This is a genomic window from Polaromonas sp., from assembly GCF_049790275.1.
In the GTDB taxonomy this organism is placed as follows: domain Bacteria; phylum Pseudomonadota; class Gammaproteobacteria; order Burkholderiales; family Burkholderiaceae_C; genus Polaromonas.
The window spans coordinates 17,786-37,775 of sequence record NZ_JBAQYR010000098.1 but is presented as its reverse complement, the minus strand read 5'-3'; the positions used below and the strand labels follow the sequence as shown (position 1 = coordinate 37,775).

Genomic DNA, 19,990 nt, shown 5'->3' with positions numbered 1-19,990 from the left:
GGGTAGGCTATTGACCACAACGAGGAGGAGTGGTCATGGTCTGGATCAAGCGGTTTTTCTGGGCGCTTCTGGCGCTGGGCGTGTTGCTGGCAGCGGCGCTGGCTGTGTATGCCAGCCGGGCTTTGCCGGCCCTGGACGGCGAACTCAAGCTGCCTGCACTGGCCGCTCCCGTCACGGTGGCGCGCGACGCGGCCGACGTGACCCACATCCAGGCCCAGTCCCCGCGCGATGCCTGGCTCGCGCTGGGTTATGTGCATGCACAGGAGCGCGGCTGGCAGCTCGAATTCAACCGCCGCGTCATGCATGGCGAGCTGTCCGAGGTCCTGGGCGAAGCCACGCTGGACACCGACAAGCTGTTGCGCACCCTGGGCATCATGGAGGCGGCCGAGCGTCAGTGGCAAGCCCTGCCGGCCGACGGCAAGGTGGCGCTGCAGGCCTACAGCGACGGCATCAACGCTTTTTATGCCAGCAGCGCCCAGGCGCTGTCGCCTGAATTCCACATCCTGGGCGTCAAGCCGGGCGGGCGCACAGGCCAGCCCTGGACACCGCAGGACAGCGTGGGCTGGTCGCTGATGATGGCGCTGGACCTGGGCGGCAACTGGGGCACCGAGTTTGCGCGCCTGTCGGCCGCCAGGGTGTTGACGACTGAGCAGCTGTGGCAGCTGTTTACGCCATACAAGGGAGAGGTACCGGCTTCCAAAACCGACTTCGCCAAACTGTACGCCGGGCTGGGGGTTTACAGAAATGCTCAGGACGCTATCAAAACGGGAGCTGCTGGCGCTGATGTACAAAGGATCGGGGCCGGTTTTGACTCTCAGGAAACGCAGAATGTGCGTAGCCTGCTGGCCAAAAACATCAAGGCCTGGTCGGCCAACATCGGCAACGTCGAAGGCAAGGGCTCCAACAACTGGGTGCTTGCGGGCGGCCACACGCAGAGCGGCAAGCCGTTGCTGGCCAACGACCCCCACCTGGGGCTGTCGGCGCCGGCCCTCTGGTATTTTGCGCACCTGCAGGCGCCGGAGGTGGCGGGCGGAGCGGCCCTGAACGTCATCGGCGCCACCTTGCCCGGCCTGCCTTTCGTCGTGCTGGGCCGCACCGACAAGGCCGCCTGGGGCTTCACCAACACCGGACCCGATGTCCAGGATCTGTACCTGGAACAGATCAATCCCGCCAATTCCCGGCAATACCGGCTGCCGGGCGCGGCCGGCCAAGCACCGCAGTGGGCCGATTTCAAGACGCGCGAGGAAACCATTGCCGTCAAGGGCAAGCCCGATGTCAACCTCACGGTGCGCTCCAGCCGCCACGGGCCGGTGCTCAGCGATGCGCAGAAAGCGCACGGCGAGCTGCTGGACACCGGCAAATATGTGCTGGCGCTGCGATGGAGCGCGCTGGACACGGACAACCGCACGGTGCTGGCGGGCCTGCGTTCCAACCGCGCCCAGTCGGTGGACGACCTGCTGGCCGCCTACACCGACTACCACTCGCCGATGCAAAACGTCGTGATGGCCGATGTCGCCGGCAAGGTGGCCTACAAGGCGGTGGGCAAAGTGCCTTTGCGCCAGCCCGACAACGACATCCGGGGCGTGGCGCCATCGCCGGGCTGGGAGGCGAGGTACGACTGGGCCGGCTGGCTGCCTTATGCGCAGACACCGCAGGCCGACCCGCTGGCCATTGGCAAAAAAGGCTGGTTTGCCAACGCGAACCAGAGCGTTGTTCCGCCCAGCTTCGACTACTTCATGGGGCAGGACTGGCTGGCGCCGCACCGCTTTGAGCGCATTGAAAAGCTGCTTGCCGACGCGCCGCGGCACGACCTGGCCTCCATGCAGAAAATCCAGGGCGACCAGCTCTCGCTGGCCACGCTGACACTGCTGCCTTTCCTGCAGAAGACGGCGTCGCAGCACGCACTGGCGCGCGAGGCGCAGGCTGTGCTGGCCGGCTTTGACGGCACCATGGGCGCAGGCAGCGCCGCCCCGCTGATTTTCTCGGCCTGGGTCGACGAACTCACGCGCGGCGTGATTGGCAGCCGGCTGGGCGAGCAGCGCCTCATGACCATGTACGGCAAGCGGCATTTCCGCAGCGCCATTGAAGGAATCGTCGAGCGCAACGATGCTTTCTGGTGCGGCGCAGCGGGCTGCGCGGCGCAGTCGTCAGCCGCACTGGACCGCGCGCTGGACCGCCTGCAGGCCAGCTACGGCAAGGTGCCCGCGCAATGGAAATGGGGCGACGCGCACTATGCGCTGTCGGCGCACCGGCCCTTCGGCAGTGTGCCGCTGCTCGCCCGCGTGTTCGATGTCCGCGTGCCGAGCGGCGGCGACTCCTTCACCATCGATGTCGGCCAGTACTGGCCGAACGACGCGAAAGTCCCGTTTGCCAACCGGCACGCGCCATCGCTGCGCGCGGTGTACGACCTGGCCGATCTGGAAAATTCACAGTTCATCTACCAGACCGGGCAAAGCGGGCTGGTGTTCTCAAGCCGTTACCGCGACATGAGCCAGGCCTGGGCCACCGGCGGCTACCGTCCGTTGCAGATGAAACCGGCGGTATTTGCGCACCAGCTGACCCTGAGCCCCTGAGGCTAGGGAAGCGTTGAATGAGTCCTTGCGGATGCGCGGCAGCCGGATCGGGATGGGATGCAAGGCGGATTTCGCAGCCAATAGCTGGCTATTGGCAAGAAATTCAACGCAGCAGACCGCCCGAGCCCGGCTGATCGCGCGCCGCAGGGGACTTGTTCAGCGCTTCCTTAGGCGGGGACGGCGTCCACGTTGAGCCGGTCCCAGTGCCGGTGGCTGGCGATGGCGGCAACAAAAGCCTGCGAGATCTGGCCCTCTGCTGCTTTGCGTGCGTCGGCCATCAGCACCCCCGGGGTCGGCTGCATCAGCGCACCGCCCTGAGCTTCCAGCGCGAAGCCCAGCGTGCCCAGCAACTGAACACCTTCGTTGAGCGCGCACAGGGACTTGCAGTGCTTGTAGGCCTCCAGCACGAAATGAACCGCATCGCCGAGCTGTGCCAGTGCAGCGGCGCTGCCGGCACCGCCCGGAATCAGGACAGCATCAAACATCACCGAGGACATGTTGGAAAACGTGTGGTCGGCTGCCAGCTGTTTGCCCGACGAGGTGGTGACCGGGCCCAGCTGCGGCGCGATGATCTTGCATTGCGCGCCTGCTTCCAGCAGCTCCTGCTGCAGCCGCTTGAAGCTCAGCAGGTCCACGCCGTCGGCGACCAGGATGGCGACCTTGCGTGTCTTGATGTCGGTGCCCGGCCGGGCTGTCATGCTCAGCGCGGCATCGTCCTCCACGGTCTGGGTGATTTTGTATTCGCGAAACCCGAGCCGGCCGGCGGCAGCCTTGGCATCCGGCGCGGCTATGCCCAGCGGCGCTGCCACCCGCGCCGCCAGCTTGGCGTCCACATGGGCGAGGTTGTCCACCATGCGCTGGCGAATACCGGGTACGTCCACTTTGGACAGCTCAAACCTGAAGGCCGCCACGATGTGGTCTTTTTCCGCCGGGCTCTGGCTGTTCCAGAACAGCGCGGCCTGTGAAAAATGGTCGTCAAACGAAGGGCTGCGCCGGCGGATCTTCGGCGATTCAAGTGCCTGTGGCTGCGTGTGAAAGCCCTGCGCGCCGCCATCCACGCGGAACTCGGCCCCGGTCCCGAGGGTGTTCGGCTCGTAGGCCACGCGACCCTTGCTGATGCCCTGGCGGTGCATGCCGTCGCGCTGGAAGTTGTGAAAAGGGCAGACCGCCTTGTTGATCGGGATCTCGTGGAAGTTCGCACCGCCCAGGCGTGACAGCTGCGTGTCGGTGTAGGAAAAAAGCCGTCCCTGCAGCAGCGGGTCGTCGCTGAAGTCGATGCCCGGCACCAGGTGCCCAGGGTGGAACGCCACCTGCTCGGTTTCCGCAAAGAAGTTGTCCGGGTTGCGGTTGAGCACCAGCCGGCCGATCAGCTGCACCGGCACGACCGATTCGGGAATCAGCTTGGTGGGGTCCAGGATGTCAAAGCCGAGCTTGTCTTCCTTGCCTTCCTCGATGATCTGCACACCCAGCTCCCACTCCGGAAAGTCGCCGTGCTCGATGGCTTCCCACAGGTCGCGGCGGTGGAAGTCTGCGTCCTTGCCGGCGATTTTCTGGGCTTCGTCCCAAGCCAGGCCGTGGACGCCCAGCTTGGGCTTCCAGTGAAACTTCACGAAGTGCGAATCGCCCCGCGCGTTGATGAAGCGGAAGGTGTGGACACCAAAACCTTCCATCATCCGGTAGCTGCGGGGAATGGCGCGGTCCGACATCGCCCACATCAGCATGTGGGTGGACTCGGGCATCAGCGAGACAAAGTCCCAGAAGGTGTCGTGAGCGCTGGCCGCCTGCGGCATCTCGTTGTGCGGCTCGGGCTTGAGTGCGTGCACCAGGTCGGGAAACTTGATCGCGTCCTGGATGAAGAAGACCGGGATGTTGTTGCCCACCAGATCGTAGTTGCCTTCGTCGGTATAGAACTTCACAGCAAACCCGCGCACGTCGCGCACCGTGTCGGCCGACCCGCGCGAGCCGGCCACGGTGGAGAAACGCACAAACACCGGCGTTTCCACTTCCGGGTTCTGCAGAAAACCGGCGCTGGTGAATTGCGTCATCGGCTTGTAGAGCCTGAAGAAGCCGTGCGCCGCGGTGCCGCGTGCATGCACCGCGCGCTCGGGAATGCGCTCATGGTCGAAGTGGGTGATTTTTTCGCGGAGGATGAAATCCTCCATCAGGGTCGGGCCGCGAACACCCGCCTTCAGCGAGTTGTGGTTGTCGGGGATGTGCAGTCCCTGGTTCGTCGTCAGCGTGCCGGTCAGGTCGGTGGTGCTGTTCTGGAGCTGCTTTTGTTTTTCGGTGGCACTAGGAGAAAGTTTCGGTGAAGTGCTGGTCGCGCTGCGCTTGGGTTGCGGCATCTGGGGTCCTTGAAAACGGGGGCAAAAAAAAGTGGCCGTGCGGCCGGGCATGGGGACCTGGGGCCTGAACAGGCCCTAGCTGCTCTCGCAGTCCAGCAGGCGTTCCAGTCCGCGAACGATGGCCATCACGCCAAAGGCGGCCACGATGCCGGTGATCAGCCAGCCGATCACGGTCTGCAGCGGCTCGGCGATGCCGTCCGGCACGAGTGCCAGCAGGCCCGTCAGGCCAACAAGGGTAATCAGCAGCCATGCCCAGGGCCCCGGGAAGTGCTGAGGCCTCGCGGACACCCGGCGGTTCGGGGACTCCGTGGTGGAAGAGGCTGCATGTGTCATGTTGAATCCTCGGAAAACAGAGGCCGGCTGCCGGGGCAGGGGGGCGAACGGTGAACTGCTCCCAGCTTACGAAGCCTGGCTTCCAGGGTGCGTAGCCGCGCAACGCCAGCCGGTGTAAGGGCAATCGCGAGCCCCTGTAAGACCCGTCTTACGGTTGCTTCGGGTGGGCTGCGCCACTGCGCGGCCCGGCGGGGCCTCCTCCTACAGGCCGACACTCGGCTATCCCGCAGGCGAGCCCTGCCAGGGCTTTTAAAGTTTTCGGTGCTTGTTCACCGAAAGTTTTTTCATGACCACACCCTCCCTTCACGAAGCGTCCACCTCGCCTGATGCCGCTCACCGGCATCTGGGGGACAACGTGTTGCAGTCCGCAGAAGAAGCCGTGCTGACCAACCCCGCTTCATCGGCCGAGGCGCTGGCGCCCGGCGCTTTCGCGTCCGGTGAAGCCTTCGCACGCCGCCAGCGCCTGCACCGATATCAGGAAGAGCTGGCCGCCTATGTCGCCCGAAAGCCCGCCCAGTCGGCCCTGATGGCGCTTGCGGCCGGCGCGGCGCTGGCTGCTCTGGTACGGGCTGCGTTCAGCCGGCGCGGGCATTGAAATTTTTGAGGCACCGCTGCACGCCGTGCCTTGCACCTTTGACGGAGACCCTCCATGAATCCCCAGACGTTCGCCACCGAGCCCGAATCGGGCACCCAGATTCCGCCCGAGATGCCGCCACCGGTGATGCCGCCTTCACCCGAAGTCCAGCCCGAAGAGATTGACTTGCCGCCCGGCGAACCGACGCTGCCGGTGCGTGAGCCGGGCAAGGTGATACCGGCCCAGGCCTGATAGCGGCAGCATTGCCCACGCCTCGCGCCTGACACGCGGCTGGATTTTTTTTGCGATGATGGTCGCATGAGCCTCCAGCCCTCCCACTCCGCCTTGCATGTCGCCCTCATCGGTTATGGCTTTGCCGGAAAGACTTTTCATGCACCGCTGATTGCCGGTGTGCCCGGCCTGCAGCTGAGCTGTGTTTCAAGCAGCAAGCCAGCGCAGGTGCTGGGCGACTGGCCGCAGGTGCGGGTGGTGGCCGAGCCCGGCGCGGCGTTTGCCGATCCAGCCATTGACGTGGTGGTGATTGCCACCAGCAACAGCTCGCATTACCCGCTTGCCAAAGCCGCTTTGCTGGCCGGCAAACACGTGGTGGTCGACAAACCCTGCACCGTGACGCTGGCGGAAACCGAAGAGTTGCTGGCGCTGGCGCGCACGCAGCAGCGGGTGCTGACGGTTTTCCAGAACCGCCGCTGGGACGCCGACTTCCTGGCGCTGCAGCAGGTGCTCGCGCAGGGTGTGCTGGGCCGCATTGTTCATTTCGAGTCGCACTTTGACCGCTATCGCCCCGCGGTGCCGGACCGCTGGCGCGACCAGGCCTTGCCGGGCTCGGGCCTGTGGCTGGACCTGGGGGCGCACCTGGCGGACCAGTGCCTGCAGCTGTTCGGCTGTCCCGACGATCTGCTGCTGGACGTCGCGCAGCAGCGTGACGGCGCCCGTACCAACGACTGGTTCCATGCCCAGCTGCGTTACGGCAGCACGCACCCTGGCCTGCGCGTCATCCTGCATGGCAGCGCGCTGGTGCCCGTCGCCGGGCCGCGTTTTGTGGTGCATGGCACGCAGGGCTCGTTCATCAAGTACGGCCTGGATACGCAGGAAGACACCCTCAAAACCGGGCGCCGGCCCAGCCTGGACTCACCTGGCGACTGGGGGCAGGACCCGCTGCCGGCCGAGGTGCTTGTTTACCGGGACGGGCAACCCGTGCCCCTGCCTGCACCGGAGGCGGCGGGCAATTACCTGGCTTTTTACGCGCAACTGCGCGACCACCTGCGCGGGCAGGCTGCCGTGCCCGTCACCGCCGCGCAGGTGCACCAGGCCATGGGCCTCCTCATGCTGGGCGAGCAAAGTGCCCGTGAGGGCCGGTTTGTGCCCGCGGCGCAACTGCGGGGCGGCTGAACCAGCTGCTTCGGGCAGATGAAGGCCTTCAAGTACCCCTGAAGGGCGCACGCGGGCGCATAAAACCTTAAAATGTGCGGTTCCCCCCAAAGTCCGCATGAACGCCCCCATCGACGTCTCCTTTTTCGCGCGCGCCGCAAAACCGCTGACCAGCTACCGCAAGTACTGGGCAAGCCGCTTCGGCACGTCGAAATTCCTGCCCATGAGCCGGGCCGAGATGGACGTCTTGGGCTGGGACAGCTGCGACATCATCATCGTCACCGGCGACGCCTATGTGGACCACCCGAGCTTCGGCATGGCGGTCATCGGCCGCATGCTGGAGGCGCAGGGCTTTCGCGTCGGCATCATTGCGCAGCCTGACTGGCAAAGCGCCGACCCGTTCAAGGCGCTGGGCAAGCCCAACCTGTTTTTCGGCGTGACCGCCGGCAACATGGATTCGATGATCAACCGCTACACCGCAGACCGCAAGATCCGCAGCGACGACGCCTACACGCCGGGCGACATAGGCGGCAAGCGGCCCGACCGCGCCGCCATCGTCTACAGCCAGCGCTGCCGCGAAGCGTACAAGGACGTGCCCATCATCCTGGGTGGCATCGAAGGCTCTCTGCGCCGCATCGCGCATTACGACTACTGGTCCGACAAAGTGCGCCGTTCCATCGTGGTGGACGCGAAGTGCGATCTGCTGCTCTACGGCAACGCTGAACGCGCGATTGTCGAGATTGCCCACCGCCTGGCCGCCAAGGAGCCGGTGGCCACCATGACCGACATTCGCGGCACGGCTTTCATTCGGCGCACCGGTGACGAAACCGCCCAGGGCTGGTTCGAGATCGATTCCACCAGCGTCGATGCGCCGGGCCGTGTCGAGGCGCATGTGAATCCCTACCTGATGATTTCGGAACAGGCGAAAGAGCAGGGCGCCAGCTGCGCGCGTGAAGACGAGGCTGCCGAGGTGGCGGTGAAGGCCGAATCGGCGGGCTCGCCAATTTTCGCCAAAGCGCCGCAGGCCAATCCGGCCATCAAGCCGCTGACCTTCGTGCCCAACCCCAGCCTGTCCCATATGCAGGGCAAGATCAAGGTCCCGCCGCGTGATCGCTCGGTGATCCGCCTGCCGTCCTACGAGCAGGTCAAAAGCGACGCCGTGTTGTACGCCCACGCCAATCGTGTGTTGCACCTCGAAACCAACCCCGGCAATGCCCGCGCGCTGGTGCAGGCGCATGGCGAAGGCGCCACCGCGCGCGATGTCTGGATCACGCCGCCGCCGATTCCGCTGACCACCGCCGAGATGGACTACGTGTTCGACCTGCCGTATGCACGCTCGCCGCACCCGGCCTACCAGGACGAGAAAGGCAGCCACGACGGCGCCACCAAGATCCCGGCCTGGGAGATGATCCGTTTCAGCGTCAACATCATGCGCGGCTGCTTCGGTGGTTGCACCTTCTGCTCCATCACCGAGCATGAAGGCCGCATCATCCAGAGCCGCTCGGAAGACTCTGTGATCCGCGAGATCGAGGCCATCCGCGACACCGTCAAGGGCTTCACCGGCGCGATTTCCGACCTCGGCGGGCCGACTGCCAACATGTACCGCATCGGCTGCAAGTCGCCCGAGATCGAATCGGCCTGCCGCAAGCCGAGCTGCGTGTACCCCGGCATCTGCCAGAACCTCAACACCGACCACAACCCGCTAATCAAGATGTACCGCCGCGCGCGGGCGCTCAAGGGCGTGAAGAAGATTTTGATCAGCTCCGGCCTGCGTTACGACCTGGCGGTGCAAAGCCCCGAGTACGTCAAAGAGCTGGTCACGCACCACGTCGGCGGCTACCTCAAGATCGCGCCCGAACACACCGAGCAGGGGCCGCTGACCAAGATGATGAAGCCCGGCATCGGCAGCTATGACAAGTTCAAGCAGATGTTCGAGAAGTACAGCCTTGAAGCCGGCAAGAAGCAGTTTCTGATTCCCTACTTCATCGCCGCCCACCCCGGGACCAGCGACGAAGACATGATGAACCTGGCGATCTGGCTGAAGAAAAACGGCTTCCGCGCCGACCAGGTGCAGACCTTTTACCCCTCGCCCATGGCCACGGCGACGACGATGTACCACACCAACAAGAACCCGCTGCGCAAGATCACGCGCGACAGCGAGACGGTGGACATCGTGCGCGGCGACAAACGGCGCCGGCTCCACAAGGCCTTTTTGCGTTACCACGACGCCAACAACTGGCCGCTGCTGCGCGAGGCGCTGAAAACCATGGGTCGCGCCGATTTGATCGGCAACGGCAAGCACCATTTGATCCCGACCTTCCAGCCCATGACGGACGGCGGCTACGTGAGCGCGCGCAAGAAGAATTCGACCAGCGTGGCGCTCAAGCCCGTGACGCCCATCAAGGGCCGCATCCTGACCCAGCACACGGGCTTGCCCCCGCGTGACAATGGTTCAGGTAAATCCGGCGGCAAGCCCGCGCTACGCAAGGCACGCTGACCCGCCGCTTCGGCGCCGCACCGGGTGCTTTTCGCGCCCAAAGCCGTCGCTAGTGCGACACAACGCGGGTTTTCACGGCCTAAAGAATTTCGCAAGGTAATGCTAAATCTCCCCACCAAACGGAGATCCACCATGTTGAAACCCCTGAATCGTCGCGAATTGCTGGCCCAGGCGGGCGCCGCCGGTCTCCCCCTTTGTGTGGGTGCATTCGCATCGCCTGCACTTGCGCAACAGGGCTATCCCAACAAACCCATCCGCATCGTCGTGCCGTTCAATGCGGGCGGCGCCACCGACGTGCTGACCCGCCTGATCGGGGAAAAGCTCAGTGCACGCCTGTGGCAGCCGGTGATTGTCGACAACAAGGGCGGTGCCGGCGGCATCGTGGGAACGGACAACGTCGCCAAGGCCGCGCCGGACGGCTACACCTTTGTGGTCTCGCTCAATTCATCGCTGCTGACCAACCAGTTCCTGTACGACAAGCTGCCGTATCACCCGCAACGTGACCTGACCCTGGTGTCCCAGTTTGTCAATTCGCCAGTGACCCTGGTGGTGCACCCCAGCATACCCGCCAAAAATGGCCCCGAGCTGCTGAGGTACATGGCCGCCAACAAGGGCAAGCTGTCTTATGGCTCCTGGGGCGTGGGCTCTTACGCCCACCTGGCCGGCTACTCCATGAGCGAAAGCCAGAAGGCCGACATGGTGCATGCGCCGTACAAGGGTGAGGCCCCCATGCTGCAGGAGCTGATAGGCGGCCAGATCCAGATGTCTTACGCCAGCGCGCTCGCCGCCAAGCCGCACATCGAGGCGGGCAAGCTCAAGCTGATTGGGGTGACAGGCCTCAAGCGCATGGCGGTGCTGCCGAATGCGTCCACGCTGGCGGAGCAGGGATTGACCGACGAGTTCTATCGAATCGCTGGCTGGATAGGCATGGCTGCGCCGGCCAAAACACCCAAAGACATCATTGCCCGCGTGTCCAGCGAGATCCAGCGTATCTGCGTGATGCCCGAGATCGTCGAAAAAATCTCCAGCATGGGTTTCACGGTAGCCGCCAGCACGCCTGAGGCGTTTGCCGCCGCCTACAAAAAGGACTACCCGGTCTGGGAACGCCTGGTCAAGACCTCTGGTGCCCGGCTGGATTCCTGAGCGGAGAGCCTTCACGGCGGCCTCGGGGTGGCCACTGACCGTATTCACAAGAAAATCGGCCACTGGCCCTTATTGCGCGGGCGTGAGCGGCTATTAAATGAATAGCGCCTGCTCCCACCCGCCCCGGCGCAGTTCAAACTGCGCAGACCGCTTACAGCGCTTTCATGTGCTTGCAGCGGGGCGCTTCCCCGCACCGGCCTATCGCCGTAGACTGGGTTTTTTCTTCGGAGAAAGCACCATGCTCAAAAGCGCACCCCTGTATTCCTATGTGCCTGCCAGCGACATGGCGCGGGCACGCCAGTTCTATGAAGACAAGCTCGCCCTCGGCCGCGGCCGGTCCTCGGGTCCGGGCCTGATTTTCCAGTGTGCCGGCGGCACGGGGTTTTTTCTTTATCCCACTTCCAACGCCGGAACGAACGAGGCAAGCTGCGCCTTCTGGCAGGTGGGTGACATCAAGGCCACGGTGGCCTGGCTCAAGGGCCGCGGCGTGGAGTTTGAAGAATACGACACACCCGACATGAAAACCGAGGGCAGCATCTTCACCGGCGGCGGCGCCATGGCGGCCTGGTTCAAGGACACCGAGGGCAACATCATGGCCGTGGTTCAGGACCTCGACGAATAGGGCTTCTTACCCATCCTCCAGCTATTGCGAGTAAAAAAGGCCTCCAGCCCTTAGGTGGTGGGCGCAAGCAGCTATCAAATCGATAGTATTCCAACTGACGGGCCACGCCTGTCGCACCACGTTTTATAGTGGAGGCCATGCCCCAGAACCGCACGCTGTTGCAGCAAACCACCTCCCTGAAGGTGGAGCGTGTGGTGCTGCACGCACCTTCCGCACAATGGAGCCCGAGTTACGAGGTCGCCTCGCCGCGCCTGGTGCTTCCGGCCAGCGGCGCCACCGAATTCCGCATGGCCGCGCAAAGCGTTCTGCTCGACGGCCTGACCGCGTTGAGCCTGCCGGCCGGCCTGTTGTACCAGATGAAGCCTTGCGCTGATGCCGCTCGTGCCAGCATCGTCGTCAGTGCGCGGCCGGGTGCCGGCCAAGCGCTGCCGCCGGCTGATGCGTGGGCGCTGAGCCCGCGTGCTGTCTGGCTGCTGAGGCGGCATTGGCGCGCGCTCGCGCTGGGCAAAGGCGGTGAGGCCACGCAGGCGCTTTTGCAAACCGTGTTGCGACACGCGCCACCCGTCGCGCGTATCCAGGGCCGTTCGGCACCCGCGGTGCAGCGTGCACAGCGCTTCATGGTGGCGCGCACTGCCGCCGCAGACGCTACGCCCTGGACCTTGCACGATGTGGCGGACGCGGCCTGCTGTTCGCTTTTTCATCTGGCGCGCTCCTTTCGCAAACACACGGGCCTCAGTTTGCACGGCTATCGCCAGCGGCTGCGCCTGGCAACGGCCCTGCAGCGGCTGGAAGAAGGCGAGCGCGACATCGCCGCGCTGGCGCATGAGCTCGGCTACAGCAGCCAGAGCCACCTGGGCGCCGCCTTTGTGCGCGAGCTTGGCGTGACGCCCGCACAAGCCCGACGCGAACTTGCGGCCTGAACCCCGCGGCCGCCACAAGCGCAGGAATCTGATAGCCGCCGCCGGCCCGCGCAGCCAGACTGCGCCCATGAACCGCAACCTCGCTGTCGGCCTGCTGGCCGGGCTGGCCGCCGCCCTGATCGGCAGCGGCTGGCAAATTGCCTCACGCCACGGCGTCACCACCACTTTGGGTCCATTGGAGATAGCCGTGCTGCGCTACGGTGTGCCTGCACTGGTGCTGCTGCCGCTGCTGCTTCAGACCGGTTTGTTGCCACCCGGGCTGCCGCGCCGCCGGCTGGGGCTGCTGGTGCTGGGCGGTGGCCTGCCGTTTGGCTTGCTGGTGCTGGCCGGAGCGCAATGGGCGCCGGCCGCCCACATGGGCGTGTTCATGGCCGGCAGCGTGCCGCTGTTCACCGCACTGGGTGCACGGCTGGTGCACGGCGAGCGCATCACAGGCCTGCGCCTGGCAGGCCTGTTGCTCATCGGTGGTGGCATGGCTGTGTTCGGCACCAGCAGCCTGGCCGATGCGGCGCAAACCTGGCGCGGCGACCTGCTGTTCATCCTTGCCGCCATGGTGTGGGCGCTCTACACACTGGCGTTCCGCGGCAGTGGCCTCACGCCGTGGCAAGGAGCGGCGGTCATCAATGCCTGGTCGAGCCTGCTGCTTTTACCCGTGCTGCTGGCCTTCGGTGCGCCGCGCCTGTTGACAGCACCGTGGACTGATGTGGCCTGGCAGGCACTGGGGCAGGGCGTCGCCGCCGGCCTGCTGGGTCTGGTGACCTACATGATTGCCATTGCAAGGTTGGGTGCGGCAAGGGCGTCGCTGTCGGCTGCACTAGTTCCTTTGAGTACGGCACTTGGCGCCGCCTGGTTGCTGGGTGAACCGCTGGGTGCGAGCACGCTGGTGGCCTGTGCCTTGGTGGCTTGCGGCGTGGCGTTGGCTAGCGGTGCACTGGGCCGGCGTATCTGAAGCAAGTTTCCCAGTCAGTCATTACAGATACATTACGCTAGGCTTCACAGTACCACCTATCTCACTCCGTATGCCATCTACTCCGACTCTTCATTTTTTCTGTGGGAAAGCCGGCGCTGGCAAATCGACCATCGCATCACGTCTCGCGCAAGACCACGGCGCGATACTGTTGTCGGAAGATATCTGGGCTCATGCGCCTGTTTGGCGATCAGATGAAGACTTTCGATGACTACGTTCGATTTTCCAGGAATCTGAGAGCAGTAGTCGGCCCGCTGGCGGTGGACTTATTGAGAACTGGTCATTCCGTAGTGCTTGACTTTCAAGCCAATACCAAGACAGGTCGCAGCTGGTTTCGTTCAGTGTTCGAGCAGGCCGGGGCTGCACACGTACTGCACTTCATCAATGCCTCGGACGAGGCCTGCCTGACGCGGATCGCAAGGCGCAACGTCGAGCGGCCGGAGGGTTCTCATCACTTGACCGAAGAAGACTTCATTCACGTTTCGTCCTTCTTCCAAGCGCCTGAAGAAACGGAAGGTTTCAACATAGAGATCCATCTAGCGTGAACCGAATGAGGCCGGCCCTTCAAGCCTGCGCAGATGCACGCAAATACTTTGACTTCTAACTTTTTCATGCCAAAGCGCGGAAACGCTACAAACAGTTTCCGTAGCGTCGGAAAGTACAATTTCCATTTGCCGGGTTTGTGGTTCAATTTAATTGTGCGGGATAAACACAAATGTCTGAAAACCGAATTGCGACAAGCACTTACGCTACCGGGTTTCCCAGGTTAAACCTCAGTCGCCAAGTTATACCGCAGGATTTGCGGTCTACATTACGTTAGCCATAACGAGCTCACCTACATGCCGCTCATACATCTCATTGAAGGCCCAGTCGGCGCAGGCAAGTCGACATACGCCGCAGCTCTCGCAACGCGAATCGGTGGTGTTCACATCGCGCTTGACGAGTGGTTCGCACGACTGTTTAGCCCAGATCGGCCCGACGCGGATGTCATGCCGTGGTACGTCGTTCGCAAGGAGCGCCTTGCACAACACATCTGGACCCACGCCCAGGTGCTGCTCAGGTCGGGAGCGAAGCCCATCCTGGAGCTTGGGCTCGTTCAGAAGCGGAGCCGGGAGATCCTCTATGAGCAAGCCCGGTCCGCGGGAGTCGAACTCAAGGTCTACGTTCTCGAGGCGTCCCGCGAGGTTCGTCGGGAACGAGTCGCTCGTCGAAATCTCCTGAAGGGGCCCACCTTCTCAATGGTTGTTCCTGATCCAATCTTCGAGTTCGCGAGCGACATGTGGCAGAGTCCAGACGCCACCGAGATTCTGGAGCATCGAATCGAAGTCGTATCCACTGAATTGGAACGCGATGATGTCTAACTCTACGTTAGGCTCGCGAAGAACGCGCACGATTGTCGAGAATATGGGGGAACGCCGTTGAAACTTCAGCAGGTTCGCGAGTTTGCACTGTCACTACCGGAGGCAACCGAAGAGCTTCACTTCGAGTACACGTCGTTTCGGGTCAAGGGAAAGATCTTCGCAACCGCACCGCCAAATGAAGAACACTTGCACGTGTTCGTCGAGGAAGAGCATCGCGCTCCACTCATAGCAGCAGACCCCAACGTCTTCGAGGCATTGCGCTGGGGTTCCAAGGTCGTGGGCTTACGGGTTACGCTCGCGCACGCCAGCAGTGGCACGGTCATTCGCCTACTACTGGAGAGTTGGGCACGAAAGGCACCCAGGCGTCTTGCTGTAGCACTCCGCCAAGGAGCTGGGCAACAGTCATGAATCTCAAGCATTTCAAGGTCGGGCCTAACCCTTCCATCGAGGGGACGTCTTACAGCCGGCTTCGCCGTCTGCAAGCCGCCCCTCATGTCAAACGTTAGGCGGCACGCATGCCTCACGCGCCCGACTCATCGCTGTGCGAACTGTGCAATGCCACCGATGTTGTTTTGCAAAACGCTCTGGCTTACGTGCGCTACGACAATCACACGTTGAGCCGTGGCCACGTGCTTATCGTACCCAAGCGTCACGTGGCCAATTTCTTCGACATGTCGTCGGACGAGCAGCACGCCGTCCTTCAGCTGCTTGGCGAGGCTCAACGCCATGCAGAGCTCGCGTTCGCGCCGGACGGCTACAACATCGGAGTCAACGTGGGTGAAGCTGCTGGTCAGTCGCGCATGCACGTGCATGTCCATCTGATCCCAAGGTACGTCGGCGACGTGCCTGATCCGACTGGAGGCATTCGCTGTGTGCTCTCATCTACCAACCGTGCAGGCGGAGGAACGAAAGCATGACGAGCGCGCTTACTTCGAGCACTGCAAGGCTGTGTATTTCGAACTTAAAGATAGATATGGGAATCCGGGTTAACAGGTTGCTTGGCGCGGACACGCAACATCAGGCCACCGCTTCGCGGAAGATGTTGCGTGCCGGGCAGCGCCAACGTTGGGCCGCACGGATGCAACGTAGCCATCTCCAGCTTTTAGCTGACCAAGTCCAATAAGGTTGCCCATGGAGGACCAGTCGAATTTATGAACACTCAGCCCGATGACCTGGCACGTTACAAGGAAGGACAACGCCAGCAGTGGGATAGTGTTGCCGCCGGTTGGAAAAAGTGGTGGCCGGCTATCGAAAACGGCGCACAACACGTCAGCAAGCGCATGTTCGAACTAGCGGAAGTTAATCCCGGTCAGCGAGTATTGGACATTGCGACTGGTATTGGCGAACCCGCACTGCTGGCTGCAAGCCGTGTCGGCACTACCGGGTTGGTTGTAGCAACGGATCTCTCCCCTCAGATGCTCGATATCGCCCGGGAGCGGGCAAACACCTTGGGGTTGACGAATGTGCAGTTCTTAGCATCGGGCATAGAGGGACTGGATTTTCCTGACGGCAGCTTTGACACCATACTCTGTCGCTGGGGCGTAACGTCACTACCCAATCCACCGAACACGCTGGCCAAGATACGACGCATGCTGGCTCCCAGTGGCTCGTTCGCCACGGCTGTTTGGGAAGAGGGGCCGAAGGGCCGCCCCATGGCGAGCATTGCGACGGATGTTGCCCGAGAGATCTTTGATTTACCATCAGCCCGACCAGGAGTTCCTTCCCTATCTGCATCAGCAAAAAATGCCTTGGAAAAGGAGATGATTCATGCCGGGTTTACGGATGTACGCGTTGAAGAAATGACGCTTACCCTGGAACTACCGTCTGCCGAAGACTGTACTCAATACCTTATGGATGTTTCGCCAGAATTTGCCACTTTGCTTTCCGACAAGTCGTCTGGGCAGCGAGAAGAGTATCGGCAGAGACTCGCCGAGAAGCTCCAGCCGTACGTGACGGTTGATGGCAGCGTCCAGGTTCCAAATCTGACTATCTGTGCGGCGGGGCGGAGATGATGGCTTATGTCGTTGCTCTTGCGTGGGCTGGCTAGGCGCCAATGCAAACCGGCGACACATTCGGGGGTCTCTTCTGTATTCTGGGCCTCGTCGCGGCTGTTGCTGCGTGGCGGGTTTTTCAGGGAAGAGCGAAGCCACCTGTGCCGAACTTTCCGTCTGGAGAGCCCGAACGCCGACGGGGAATCTTCGGATCTTGTGGGACGCGGTGTGGTTCTTTCTTCTCGGGAGTTATGCAGATAGAAGACCAGACGGCCCCATTGGCTGGGTGTCAGCGCTCTCGGCGCTTACTCTCATCGCTCCAGGAGACGCTGCGCGATGAAGCCGCGGCAGCGTCGCTGAGCTTGAACGTTAGACGCATCGTAGAAATGGCTGAACCCTAGTCGTGTACGAACCCAAACATCAACCTCCGATTCCGCCGAAGAGCTTCTTCCGAAGGCTCCTGGTGCACTTGGCTGCCGCCTTGGGGCTCCTGGCCGGGTCCCTTGCGATTGGCATGCTCGGCTACATTCAGTTCGAGAACCTGCCGTGGGTCGATGCATTCTTGAATGCCGCCATGCTGTTGGGGGGCATGGGGCCGGTCAACCCTCCCCAGTCCACGGCGGGTAAGCTGTTTGCTGGTCTCTATGCGCTCTATGCCGGCCTGGTATTCATCGTCACAGCTGCGCTGCTGTTTGCGCCGATCTTCCATCGGCTCATTCACAGTTTTCACTGGAGCGAAGAGGTCTAGCACGCATGCATACGCCTACGCGTACTCAAAAAGCAACACTGTGTCTGATGCGAAATCATGCAAGGCGCTCATCTCCGTCACAGATCAGCATGTCACGCCGGATCGAGTTCGATCCGTGCCTCAAGCTTGTCGGCCAGCCTGATGATGCTGATCAGCGCGCGAGGCAGCGACGTTCTTGGCGAGGTCAATGCCTGCGGTTACGATAGCTGTGATTTTCCTTCTCAGGTGAGTTGATGAAAACGCAGTTTCAGTGCAGACTAACTTGTACTCAAGTTACGTCGGAGCTAAAAGTTTGACCTCTCCATCGTGGCACTCAGTTGCCGTAAACCGCAACCCTGACGGGGTGCGGCTTGCTTGGGACGGGGAGGTCCTTTTCATTGGTCAAGTTTCGCAAATGCCCTGCTTGGTACCATGTCCCGCCGCGTTTAGGGTTCAAGCCAATGGAGGGGTTCATGGGTAAAGCTCGTCTCGAGGCGTTTAGCGACGGCGTACTGGCCATTATCATCACCATCATGGTGTTGGAGCTGAAGGTGCCTCACGGCGAATCAATCGCTGCCCTCGCACCATTGGTGCCAGTCTTTCTCAGCTATGTGCTCAGTTTCGTTTACGTTGGCATTTACTGGAACAACCACCACCACATGCTTCACGCCAGCAAGAAGGTGTCGGGCCGTGTGCTGTGGGCAAATCTGCACCTGCTGTTCTGGTTATCGTTGTTGCCGTTTGCCACCGGCTGGATGGGTGAAAACCACTTCGCTGCATTGCCGTCGGCGCTCTATGGAGTGATCCTTCTCTGTGCGGCCATCGCGTACTGGTTGCTTCAGCAGGCGATTATCGCTGCCGAGGGCGCCGGCTCTATGCTTGCCGTGGCTGTTGGCCGCGACTGGAAGGGGAAGTTGTCGCCCGTCATGTATCTCGCAGCCATCGCATCAACGGCTTGGCTACCATGGGTTGCCCAGGCAATCTATGTCTTGGCTGCGCTGCTATGGGTCATCCCGGACAGGCGTATCGAGCATGTGCTCTCCAAGAGCGAAACCTAGCTGAACTGCGGGGCATCCTGTGTGTATGAAGTTTCTGGTGCGGCAGAACAGGTTGTTAGAAAGCGGATACCGCTATTCGTCGCTTCGCGCCGCACGGGGCGCTATTCAACGCCGCCTTTAGGTGCACAGATGCTTCCATCACTCATTGCCATCGCGCTGCTCCACTGGGCCGTTCTTCTTGTGCCCGGGTTCAACGTTGTGCTGCTTGCGCAACTCGCCGGCGGTCAAAGTCGTGCAGCGGCGCTTGCCGCCGTGGTGGGAATGACAAGCGCCACGCTGGCGTGGGCGTCGCTCGCGGTCATGGGCATTGGTGTTGTGTTCTCGACCCAGCCGATGTTGCGCCAGGGGGCGCAGATCGTGGGTGGGCTGTATTTGCTTTACCTTGCGTTCAACCTCTGGCGTTCGGGCGCTTCGGCGGCTTCCGTGCCTCAGGAGACCTTGAGCAAGAGCGCGGCGTTTCGTGTTGGCTTCATGACCAGCGCGCTCAATCCAAAAATCGCACTATTCTACGGGAGCGTGTTCGCTACGGCGTTGCCGCCGTCGCCGTCCTGGGTGCACGTGGTCAGCGCGGTCGCCGTCGTTTACCTCAACTCCATCATCTGGCACACCAGCCTTGCCGTGGCCTTTTCGCAAAAGGCCGTCCAGCGCGCCTACTTGCGCAACTTCGCCCGCCTGACCAAAGTGTCCGGTGCTGTCGTTGGCGCTTTTGGCCTGCGGTTGATTGTGGGAACAATCCAGGAGCTGCGCGCCCGCATGCCCTGAGGGGCCATCAGACGCCGCGGCCCGCGCGCGCGCATTCTTCCCGCCTGCCTGAGGCCGGATCACTGACAGGGCTGAAACCGGACGCAGGGCGCTGCAGCACGCAGGGATGTGATGGTGTTCTCATCGGCAGCACGTGCCGCCGTGAATGCCACGCTGCTACCCTCTGCTATCCCCGCCAGCAGGGCACGGTCCGTCACCCGGAAGGTCAAAGTTGGGAAAGGTTTGTCGTGAAGCTGAACCAGTTTCAGGCGGATGTAGATGCGCTTGCCGCCGTCTTCTTCAAAGATGGAGCGCACTGTGGCGCGAGTTTCCACCAGCTGCTGAGCGCTGGCCGCCATGCCTGCGCCGGCAGGGGACGGGCCGGCAGCATGGCCGGGTTGCGCCGCCAGCAAGAACAGAATCGCAAGCGACAGGGAAAAAATCTGCCCCATCCTGATTCCTGGTTTCATCCCTGATCCCTTCTTTTCACTGAGAAAGCGCAGTCCGCCCGGCGCATCAACACCACGAATCAGCTTCCATCTCATTTGGACGACTCCTTCTTCGCCGTGTTTGCACCCGATCCAGGCAACCGCCCCCGTTTCGCCAATGCTTCGCGCAGCAGGAACTCGACCTGGGCGTTCGCGCTGCGCAAATCCTGTGCAGCCAGGCGTTCGATCTCCGCCCAGAGGGCAGGATCGATTCGCAGCGGGAAAGACTTCTTGCCGGGGCTCGCCATCGGGCTTTGTGTT

The 19,990-nt window shown here is 62.5% G+C and carries 22 protein-coding genes; 18 read left to right on the top strand and 4 right to left on the bottom strand.

What is annotated here, in order from left to right:
- Nucleotides 1-35 precede the first annotated feature (35 nt).
- The gene (locus WA904_RS13180) at nt 36-2,573 is read left to right on the top strand and encodes a penicillin acylase family protein (RefSeq protein WP_425197581.1); all 2,538 of its coding nucleotides are present in this window, start codon (nt 36-38) and stop codon (nt 2,571-2,573) included.
- Between the two features lie 167 nt (nt 2,574-2,740).
- Here WA904_RS13180 and WA904_RS13175 read toward each other — a convergent pair whose 3' ends face one another.
- Together WA904_RS13175 and WA904_RS13170 are read right to left on the bottom strand one after the other, a co-directional pair.
- On the bottom strand, nt 2,741-4,918 hold the full coding sequence (locus WA904_RS13175) for a catalase (RefSeq protein ID WP_425197580.1): 2,178 nt from the start codon (nt 4,916-4,918) through the stop codon (nt 2,741-2,743).
- Nucleotides 4,919-4,993: 75 nt separating this feature from the next.
- Nucleotides 4,994-5,251 carry a hypothetical protein gene (locus tag WA904_RS13170; RefSeq protein WP_425197579.1) on the bottom strand — a complete coding sequence of 86 codons (258 nt, stop codon included), beginning with the start codon at nt 5,249-5,251 and terminating at the stop codon, nt 4,994-4,996.
- Between the two features lie 286 nt (nt 5,252-5,537).
- Between WA904_RS13170 and WA904_RS13165 the strand changes: the two genes are divergently transcribed.
- From WA904_RS13165 to WA904_RS13085, 17 genes are all read left to right on the top strand, one after another.
- A complete protein-coding gene (locus tag WA904_RS13165) occupies nt 5,538-5,846 on the top strand; it encodes a hypothetical protein (RefSeq protein ID WP_425197578.1) in 309 nt (102 codons plus the stop codon).
- Nucleotides 5,847-5,900: 54 nt separating this feature from the next.
- Entirely contained in the window at nt 5,901-6,077 is a 177-nt protein-coding gene (locus WA904_RS13160) for a hypothetical protein (RefSeq protein ID WP_425197577.1), read from the top strand.
- A gap of 66 nt (nt 6,078-6,143) precedes the next feature.
- Complete coding sequence (locus WA904_RS13155; RefSeq protein ID WP_425197576.1) at nt 6,144-7,235, top strand: oxidoreductase; 1,092 nt, start codon at nt 6,144-6,146, stop codon at nt 7,233-7,235.
- Between the two features lie 97 nt (nt 7,236-7,332).
- Entirely contained in the window at nt 7,333-9,711 is a 2,379-nt protein-coding gene (locus tag WA904_RS13150; RefSeq protein ID WP_425197575.1) for a YgiQ family radical SAM protein, read from the top strand.
- Nucleotides 9,712-9,843: 132 nt separating this feature from the next.
- Complete coding sequence (locus WA904_RS13145) at nt 9,844-10,854, top strand: Bug family tripartite tricarboxylate transporter substrate binding protein (RefSeq protein WP_425197574.1); 1,011 nt, start codon at nt 9,844-9,846, stop codon at nt 10,852-10,854.
- Nucleotides 10,855-11,092: 238 nt separating this feature from the next.
- A complete protein-coding gene (locus WA904_RS13140; protein ID WP_425197573.1) occupies nt 11,093-11,476 on the top strand; it encodes a VOC family protein in 384 nt (127 codons plus the stop codon).
- A 137-nt stretch (nt 11,477-11,613) separates the two neighbouring features.
- Nucleotides 11,614-12,396, top strand: a complete 783-nt coding sequence (locus WA904_RS13135; RefSeq protein WP_425197572.1) for a helix-turn-helix transcriptional regulator — start codon at nt 11,614-11,616, stop codon at nt 12,394-12,396.
- Nucleotides 12,397-12,463: 67 nt separating this feature from the next.
- Nucleotides 12,464-13,345: a DMT family transporter gene (locus WA904_RS13130; RefSeq protein WP_425197571.1), complete on the top strand. Its 882-nt coding sequence runs from the start codon at nt 12,464-12,466 to the stop codon at nt 13,343-13,345.
- Nucleotides 13,346-13,415: 70 nt separating this feature from the next.
- Complete coding sequence (locus WA904_RS13125; RefSeq protein ID WP_425197570.1) at nt 13,416-13,574, top strand: AAA family ATPase; 159 nt, start codon at nt 13,416-13,418, stop codon at nt 13,572-13,574.
- The gene (locus WA904_RS13120; RefSeq protein ID WP_425197569.1) at nt 13,537-13,908 is read left to right on the top strand and encodes an AAA family ATPase; all 372 of its coding nucleotides are present in this window, start codon (nt 13,537-13,539) and stop codon (nt 13,906-13,908) included. The genes WA904_RS13125 and WA904_RS13120 overlap by 38 nt, the downstream gene beginning before the upstream one ends.
- Nucleotides 13,909-14,202: 294 nt before the next feature.
- Complete coding sequence (locus tag WA904_RS13115) at nt 14,203-14,724, top strand: AAA family ATPase (protein ID WP_425197568.1); 522 nt, start codon at nt 14,203-14,205, stop codon at nt 14,722-14,724.
- Between the two features lie 57 nt (nt 14,725-14,781).
- A complete protein-coding gene (locus tag WA904_RS13110; RefSeq protein WP_425197567.1) occupies nt 14,782-15,132 on the top strand; it encodes an MmcQ/YjbR family DNA-binding protein in 351 nt (116 codons plus the stop codon).
- A gap of 107 nt (nt 15,133-15,239) precedes the next feature.
- Nucleotides 15,240-15,641 (top strand): HIT family protein, encoded by a 402-nt coding sequence (locus tag WA904_RS13105; protein WP_425197566.1) that lies wholly within the window; start codon nt 15,240-15,242, stop codon nt 15,639-15,641.
- 234 nt (nt 15,642-15,875) lie between these two features.
- Nucleotides 15,876-16,736 carry a class I SAM-dependent methyltransferase gene (locus tag WA904_RS13100; RefSeq protein ID WP_425197565.1) on the top strand — a complete coding sequence of 287 codons (861 nt, stop codon included), beginning with the start codon at nt 15,876-15,878 and terminating at the stop codon, nt 16,734-16,736.
- 382 nt (nt 16,737-17,118) lie between these two features.
- Nucleotides 17,119-17,463, top strand: coding sequence for a hypothetical protein (locus WA904_RS13095; protein ID WP_425197564.1), 345 nt, complete (start codon nt 17,119-17,121; stop codon nt 17,461-17,463).
- 452 nt (nt 17,464-17,915) lie between these two features.
- On the top strand, nt 17,916-18,500 hold the full coding sequence (locus WA904_RS13090; protein ID WP_425197563.1) for a TMEM175 family protein: 585 nt from the start codon (nt 17,916-17,918) through the stop codon (nt 18,498-18,500).
- 129 nt (nt 18,501-18,629) lie between these two features.
- On the top strand, nt 18,630-19,262 hold the full coding sequence (locus WA904_RS13085) for a LysE family translocator (RefSeq protein ID WP_425197562.1): 633 nt from the start codon (nt 18,630-18,632) through the stop codon (nt 19,260-19,262).
- A gap of 59 nt (nt 19,263-19,321) precedes the next feature.
- Here the strand turns inward: WA904_RS13085 and WA904_RS13080 are convergent, their stop codons facing one another.
- Nucleotides 19,322-19,711, bottom strand: a complete 390-nt coding sequence (locus WA904_RS13080; protein WP_425197561.1) for a hypothetical protein — start codon at nt 19,709-19,711, stop codon at nt 19,322-19,324.
- A gap of 71 nt (nt 19,712-19,782) precedes the next feature.
- Nucleotides 19,783-19,977, bottom strand: coding sequence for a hypothetical protein (locus tag WA904_RS13075; RefSeq protein ID WP_425197560.1), 195 nt, complete (start codon nt 19,975-19,977; stop codon nt 19,783-19,785).
- Between the last annotated feature and the right edge of the window lie 13 nt (nt 19,978-19,990).

What these genes read in the sequence shown, in the direction of transcription:
- WA904_RS13180 (WP_425197581.1), top strand. Translation starts at nt 36, where the DNA reads ATGGTCTGGATCAAGCGGTTTTTCTGGGCGCTTCTGGCGCTGGGCGTG.
- WA904_RS13175 (WP_425197580.1), bottom strand. Translation starts at nt 4,918, where the DNA reads ATGCCGCAACCCAAGCGCAGCGCGACCAGCACTTCACCGAAACTTTCT.
- WA904_RS13170 (WP_425197579.1), bottom strand. Translation starts at nt 5,251, where the DNA reads ATGACACATGCAGCCTCTTCCACCACGGAGTCCCCGAACCGCCGGGTG.
- WA904_RS13165 (WP_425197578.1), top strand. Translation starts at nt 5,538, where the DNA reads ATGACCACACCCTCCCTTCACGAAGCGTCCACCTCGCCTGATGCCGCT.
- WA904_RS13160 (WP_425197577.1), top strand. Translation starts at nt 5,901, where the DNA reads ATGAATCCCCAGACGTTCGCCACCGAGCCCGAATCGGGCACCCAGATT.
- WA904_RS13155 (WP_425197576.1), top strand. Translation starts at nt 6,144, where the DNA reads ATGAGCCTCCAGCCCTCCCACTCCGCCTTGCATGTCGCCCTCATCGGT.
- WA904_RS13150 (WP_425197575.1), top strand. Translation starts at nt 7,333, where the DNA reads ATGAACGCCCCCATCGACGTCTCCTTTTTCGCGCGCGCCGCAAAACCG.
- WA904_RS13145 (WP_425197574.1), top strand. Translation starts at nt 9,844, where the DNA reads ATGTTGAAACCCCTGAATCGTCGCGAATTGCTGGCCCAGGCGGGCGCC.
- WA904_RS13140 (WP_425197573.1), top strand. Translation starts at nt 11,093, where the DNA reads ATGCTCAAAAGCGCACCCCTGTATTCCTATGTGCCTGCCAGCGACATG.
- WA904_RS13135 (WP_425197572.1), top strand. Translation starts at nt 11,614, where the DNA reads ATGCCCCAGAACCGCACGCTGTTGCAGCAAACCACCTCCCTGAAGGTG.
- WA904_RS13130 (WP_425197571.1), top strand. Translation starts at nt 12,464, where the DNA reads ATGAACCGCAACCTCGCTGTCGGCCTGCTGGCCGGGCTGGCCGCCGCC.
- WA904_RS13125 (WP_425197570.1), top strand. Translation starts at nt 13,416, where the DNA reads ATGCCATCTACTCCGACTCTTCATTTTTTCTGTGGGAAAGCCGGCGCT.
- WA904_RS13120 (WP_425197569.1), top strand. Translation starts at nt 13,537, where the DNA reads ATGCGCCTGTTTGGCGATCAGATGAAGACTTTCGATGACTACGTTCGA.
- WA904_RS13115 (WP_425197568.1), top strand. Translation starts at nt 14,203, where the DNA reads ATGCCGCTCATACATCTCATTGAAGGCCCAGTCGGCGCAGGCAAGTCG.
- WA904_RS13105 (WP_425197566.1), top strand. Translation starts at nt 15,240, where the DNA reads ATGCCTCACGCGCCCGACTCATCGCTGTGCGAACTGTGCAATGCCACC.
- WA904_RS13100 (WP_425197565.1), top strand. Translation starts at nt 15,876, where the DNA reads ATGAACACTCAGCCCGATGACCTGGCACGTTACAAGGAAGGACAACGC.
- WA904_RS13090 (WP_425197563.1), top strand. Translation starts at nt 17,916, where the DNA reads ATGGGTAAAGCTCGTCTCGAGGCGTTTAGCGACGGCGTACTGGCCATT.
- WA904_RS13085 (WP_425197562.1), top strand. Translation starts at nt 18,630, where the DNA reads ATGCTTCCATCACTCATTGCCATCGCGCTGCTCCACTGGGCCGTTCTT.
- WA904_RS13080 (WP_425197561.1), bottom strand. Translation starts at nt 19,711, where the DNA reads ATGAAACCAGGAATCAGGATGGGGCAGATTTTTTCCCTGTCGCTTGCG.
- WA904_RS13075 (WP_425197560.1), bottom strand. Translation starts at nt 19,977, where the DNA reads ATGGCGAGCCCCGGCAAGAAGTCTTTCCCGCTGCGAATCGATCCTGCC.